The following is a 5,891-nucleotide window of genomic DNA, read 5'->3' on the forward strand; positions in this document are numbered from 1 at the left end:
CGCTCCGTCTCCTCGCTCCGTCTCCTCGCTCCGTCTCCTCGCTCCGTCTCCTCGCTCCGTCTCCTCGCTCCGTCTCCTCGCTCCGTCTCCTCGCTCCGTCTCCTCGCTCCGTCTCCTCAGCTCCGTCTCTCGCCCTTCTGCTCTCGCCCTTACTGTTCCTGGTCCTTCCGTTCTTGGCTCCCGGCTCTTGGCTCCCGCCTCTGCGGGCAGGAAGCCCGCGCTCTACCCGGGGCCCCTGGGGGAGCGGCGGGAGGCGGTCGATCAGCCCGAAGGGTCGCCGGCAGGGATGCCGGCGAGGTTTTCGACAGGCCAGGGATGGCCTGTCCGAAAACCCCGACCGACTCACGCGTACCCGGAGCGCATGGATGCGCGTAGGGCGCGGACGAGGGGTGGCCTTTCTTTTGGTTGCTTTTCTTTGGCCACTCAAAGAAAAGTGACTCGGGCAGCCCGCGGGGCTGACCGAAAGCTCTTGATCTTGATCTTCGCCCCAACAAGCCGCAGGCGACACCCCCATCCCCAATGGCAACCCACCAGAACATCCTGCCGCTGCGCCCCCGCGCCCCACGCAACAGCGCGGACGCCAACCCGCGCCAAGCCACTCCCGCCTACGCCGAACTCCACTGCCTGTCCAACTTCAGCTTCGGCCGCGGCGCATCAAGCGCGCTGGAGCTGTTCGAACGGGCGAAATCGCAGGGCTACCGTGCGCTGGCCATCACCGACGAGTGCTCGCTCGCGGGCATCGTGCGCGCCTTTGAGGCCTCCCGCGCCAGCGGCCTGAAGCTGATCACCGGCGCTGAATTCAGCACCCGCGACGGCGCGTTCAAATGTGTGCTGCTGGTCGAAACAATGGCCGGCTACACCGCCCTGTGCGAACTGATCACCCAGGCGCGGCGGCGTTCGCTGAAAGGTGAATACCGCTTCGAGCTGTCCGACCTCGAACCCGCACCGGCCGGCCTGCTGATGCTGTGGCTACCGCAGCCACTGCCCATCGCCGAGCTTGAAGTCCAGGGTCGACGAATAGCCATGCAGTGGAACACTCGCGTCTGGCTGGCGATCGAGCTGCACCGCGGTCCGGATGACGATGCCCACAAGACCTGCCTGCTCGATCTGGCCAAGGCCTGCGGCCTGCCCACGGTGGCCTGCGGCGATGTGCACATGCATGTGCGGGCGCGTCGCCCATTGCAGGACTGCCTGACCGCGCTGCGTCATCGACTGACCGTCACCCAGGCGCGCGGCCTGCTGTTCGCCAACGGCGAACGCCATCTGCGCCCGCGCCGTGCGCTGTCGGCAATCCACGGCGAGGCGCTGATGCTTGAGAGCCTGCGCATCGCCGAGCGCTGCCAGTTCGAGCTGTCCGAACTGAAGTACCAGTACCCGCGCGAAGTGGTGCCGACCGAGCACACCCCCGACTCATGGCTGCGCCTGCTGACCGTCGAAGGCGCGCGCTGGCGCTGGCCGAACGGGGCGCCGCTACCTGTTCAGGCGCAGATCGAAAAGGAGCTCGGACTGATCGCCGAGCTCAACTACTCCGCCTACTTTCTGACCGTGCATGACCTGGTCCGCTTCGCCCGCAGTCGCGGCATCCTGTGCCAGGGTCGCGGCTCGGCGGCGAACTCGGCGGTCTGCTTCGCGCTGGGCGTCACCGAGGTCGATCCGGCCCACAGCACCCTGCTGTTCGAGCGCTTCCTGTCAAAAGAGCGCAACGAGCCGCCCGACATCGACATCGACTTCGAGCACCAGCGCCGCGAAGAGGTGATCCAGTACATCTACACGCGCTACGGCCGCGAACGCGCGGCGCTGGCCGCAACCGTGATCTGCTACCGCAGCCGCAGCGCCCTGCGCGATGCCGCGCGCGCGCTCGGTCTGCCGACCGATCAGCTCGAACAACTGAGCGCTGCAGCGGCTCGCGGCCAGGGCGATGTGCCGATCGAGCTGCGTCTGGCCGAGCGCGGCTTCGATCTGGGCAGCCCGCTGGTGCGGCGACTGCTGCTGATCGCCACCGAGCTGAAGGGTTTCCCGCGCCATCTGTCGCAGCATGTCGGCGGCTTCGTGATCTCGGATGCACCGCTGTCGACCCTGGTGCCGGTGGAGAACGCCGCCATGCCCGACCGCACCATCATCCAGTGGGACAAGGACGACCTCGACAGCCTCGGCCTGCTGAAAGTGGATTGCCTCGCGCTGGGCATGCTGAGCTGCGTACGGCGCTGTCTTGACCTGCTGCGTGCGCATCGCGATGTGGATCTGTCACCCGCCGCCATTCCCGCCGAAGACGCGGCCACCTACGCGATGATCCAGCGCGCCGACACGCTCGGCGTGTTCCAGATCGAATCGCGCGCGCAGATGTCGATGCTGCCGCGGCTGAAACCGCGCACCTTCTACGACCTGGTGATCCAGGTGGCGATCGTGCGGCCCGGGCCGATCCAGGGCGGCATGGTGCATCCCTACCTGCGCCGCCGGCAGGGGCTGGAGCCGGTCACCTATCCGTCGGCCGAACTCAAGGCGGTGTTCGCACGCACCCTCGGGGTGCCGCTGTTCCAGGAACAGGTGATGCAGCTCGCCATCGTCGCCGCCGGCTACACGCCCGGTGAGGCCGACGAACTGCGCCGCTCGATGGCCGCCTGGAAGCGCCGCGGCGGGCTTGAGCACCATCGCACGCGCATCCTCGAAGGCATGGCCGCGCGTGGCTATCCGGCGGCGTTTGCCGAGCAGGTGTTCGAGCAGATCAAGGGCTTCGGCAGCTACGGCTTTCCGGAATCGCACGCGGCCAGCTTCGCCCTGATCACCTACGTCAGCTGCTGGCTCAAATGCCACCACCCCGATGCCTTCGCCTGCGCCCTGCTGAATGCGCAGCCGCTGGGCTTCTACTCGACCGCGCAGATCGTGACCGATGCCCGCCGCCACGGCGTGCGCGTACACCCGATCGACGTGCGCTACAGCGACTGGGATTCCTCGCTCGAACCCGGCGAGACCGCGCGCGGGCCGATCCGTCTCGGCCTGCGTGAAATCCGTGGGCTGAAAAGCGATGCGGCCGAACGTTTGCTGGCCGCACGCGCACAGCAGGCGTTTCGCGATGCCGAAGACCTGGCCCGTCGCGCCCAGCTTGATCGCGCCGACCTCGGCCTGCTCGCCGAGGCCGGCGCCCTGCGCGGTCTGGCCGGCCATCGCCATCGCGCGCGCTGGGCGGTGGCCGGGGTCGAAGCTGCGCTGCCGCTGTTCGCGCATCTGCCGACGCCAGAAGTGGCCGTACAGCTGCCGCCACCGAGCGCCGCCGAGAATCTGCTGGCCGACTACGCTCGCACCGGCCTTACGCTTGGCCCACACCCGCTGGCCCTGCTGCGCCCACAGCTGAAGGCGCGCGGCTGTCGGCCTTCGCGCGAGCTCGGTGGCCTGCGTGATCGCGCCTACGTGCGCCTGGCCGGCCTGGTCAGCCTGCGCCAGCAGCCGAGCACCGCCAGCGGCGTCACCTTCGTGACCCTGGAAGACGAAGATGGCCTGATCAATCTGGTGGTGTGGCAGCGGGTCGCCGTGCGCTTCCGCCGTGCCTTGCTGGAATCGCGCCTGCTGATGGTCGACGGCCATCTGGAGGCCGCAGATGGCGTGCGCCACCTGATCGCCGCGCGCCTGACCGATGCGACCGAGCTGCTCGGCGGGCTGGATGCGCGCTCGCGCGATTTTCACTGAAGCTCACCGCGCACCCGTCGCATCGACAGATGTGCAGCGCGGGCTGAATGCAATCCGCGAGATCAACGCTCGGGCTGTCCGAACCCCGCCCATAGCCCGTAACTTAAGGACCAATTCACTCGCCGGGGCCAACACTCCGACAGCGTTGCTGAAGCTCAGGAACGACCACACCACCGGAGGGCGCCCGAGTTCTGCGCCCGCATCGAAGGGGTTGCCATCATGATCCGCTGGACAAGTCTGCTGCTGGTGCTGCTGCTGGGCGGCTGCGTTACCTATCCCACCTATACCTATCGTGACGACGGCTACCCACGCGACAGCCGCTACGTGGGTGATGACAGCTATTACGCGCCGGCCGATGACGACCGCGGCGACTACTACTACGGCGGCGCCAGCTACGACTACGGCTCCAGCGGCTATCGCTACTACGCGCCGGATTACAGCAGCTCCTCGGCCTACTACTCGCTGTTCTGGCCGCTCAACCGCTGGTACCACGATCCCTACTGGCATCCGGATTTCTATTACGGGGTCACTTACTTCCCACGCAACTATTTCAGCGTGAGCTTCCACAGCAGCTTCCGCTCCTATGGCTCATCGCATTGGGGTTACGGTGGCTATCGCGCGCACTACGGCTACAACCACTGGTACTCGCCGTATCGCAACAGCTGGGTCGACAGCTACTACGACTGGGATCACTACGACTATCGCAACACCTGGCGCGGCGGCTACCGCGGCCACGATCGCTACAGCAGCGCGCTGTACGCACCGCGCTACGGCAATGCCCGCAACCAGGCCGAGCGCCTGGCCTGGCGCGAGCGCAGCGCGCAGCCGGTGCGCGGCGATGGCACTTCCACAGGGCTCGGCGGGCGCGACGGCCGCGGCGACTATCGCGGTCAGGACCAGAGCTACCGCTACCAGGACCAACGCGACAGCTATGCGCCATCTGCCTATGGCAGCCAGCGCGCGCCTTCGCGGGGTGCCGACTATGGCAGCCGCAGCGCCGATCGCCAGCCGCTGAACACGCGGGGCTTCGGCGTGCCGGTGGAGCGCTCGCAGAGCGTGCGCGGCGCGGAGATCGACACCTATTCGGGCCGACCCGCCACCACGCGTCGCGGCTACGACACCGGCGACACCTATGCGCCACGCAGCGCCGCCGGGCGCCCATCGATCAGCAGCGACAGTGGCAGCTATGAGCGACGGATGATCCAGCACAACGACAGCAGCGGTGAGCCGCCTGCTCCGAGCTTGCGTTCACGCCGCTATGAAGCCGGCTCCATCGGCGACAGTGGCAGCTATGAGCGGCGGATGATCCAGCGCAACGACAGCAGCGGTGAGCCATCTGCCGCGAGCTTGCGTTCACGCAGCTACGATGCCGGCTCCATCGGCGACAGTGGCAGCTATGAGCGGCGGATGATCCAGCGCAACGACAGCAGCGGTGAGCCGCCTGCCCCGAGCTTGCGTTCACGCAGCTACGACGCCGGCTCAATCGGCGAAAGTTCCAGCGCTCCGGTCTATCGCAGCGCGCCCGTGCGCAGCGAGACGCCGCGCTATCAGAGCCGCGAGTACAGCAGTGAGCCCAGCGACCGGTTCGATGCACCGGCGCGGAACTACAGCGAGCCGACCGAGGCCAGCCCGGCACGCTCGCGCGGCGCCGAAAGCTACGAGCGCAGCTACAGCGAACCCGAGCCTGCGGCCCGCTTTGAAAGCTATCGCGAGCCGGAGCCGGAGCCGGCGCGAAGCTCAGAAAGCGACAGCGGCGGCTATGACGGCGGTTACGACAGCGCGCCGGTTCGCGAAGAACGCGACAACGACCGCGGCCAGTCGCGCGCCAGAGAGGCAACACACTTCGAGTAAAGGCGATCGTGCAAGTGACGAATGGCGCCGGGTGTTGCAGAGCCCGGCGGCCTTCTCTGCACGCAGCGCGCTTTCAGAACAACCGCTGAAGATGCGAGACCGCGGGCGCCTGTGCGGGTCAGGCGCGCCGCCTGAACAAGTCTGGTCTGAGTCGCGGCTTCGGGCGTAGACACACCACACCAGCGCTGACGCCATCCATCGGCAGGCTCACGGAGCCCCCCCTGCCCGCGCTACCGGAACGCGTCAACCCCTTTGAGACAGCCTGTTCACCAGATAGCTGTCATTCGTTCTCCTGAGTGGCGGATTCGCTCATGCTTGCGATCTCGTTGCTTCCGAGTTCACTGGGCAGGGTCACGATG

2 protein-coding genes are annotated in these 5,891 nt (G+C 67.4%); both read left to right on the plus strand.

All coding sequences use genetic code 11. The annotated features are described in order from the left end of the window. Positions 1-519 precede the first annotated feature (519 nt). Positions 520-3,681, plus strand: a complete 3,162-nt coding sequence (locus ACIQ7H_RS21560; protein ID WP_395795447.1) for an error-prone DNA polymerase — start codon at positions 520-522, stop codon at positions 3,679-3,681. A 219-nt stretch (positions 3,682-3,900) separates the two neighbouring features. After that, positions 3,901-5,532, plus strand: coding sequence for a hypothetical protein (locus ACIQ7H_RS21565; RefSeq protein WP_395795449.1), 1,632 nt, complete (start codon positions 3,901-3,903; stop codon positions 5,530-5,532). The last annotated feature ends 359 nt before the right edge of the window (positions 5,533-5,891 follow it).

Source organism: Aquimonas sp. (assembly GCF_044377145.1).
Classification (GTDB): Bacteria; Pseudomonadota; Gammaproteobacteria; order Xanthomonadales; family Xanthomonadaceae; genus Aquimonas.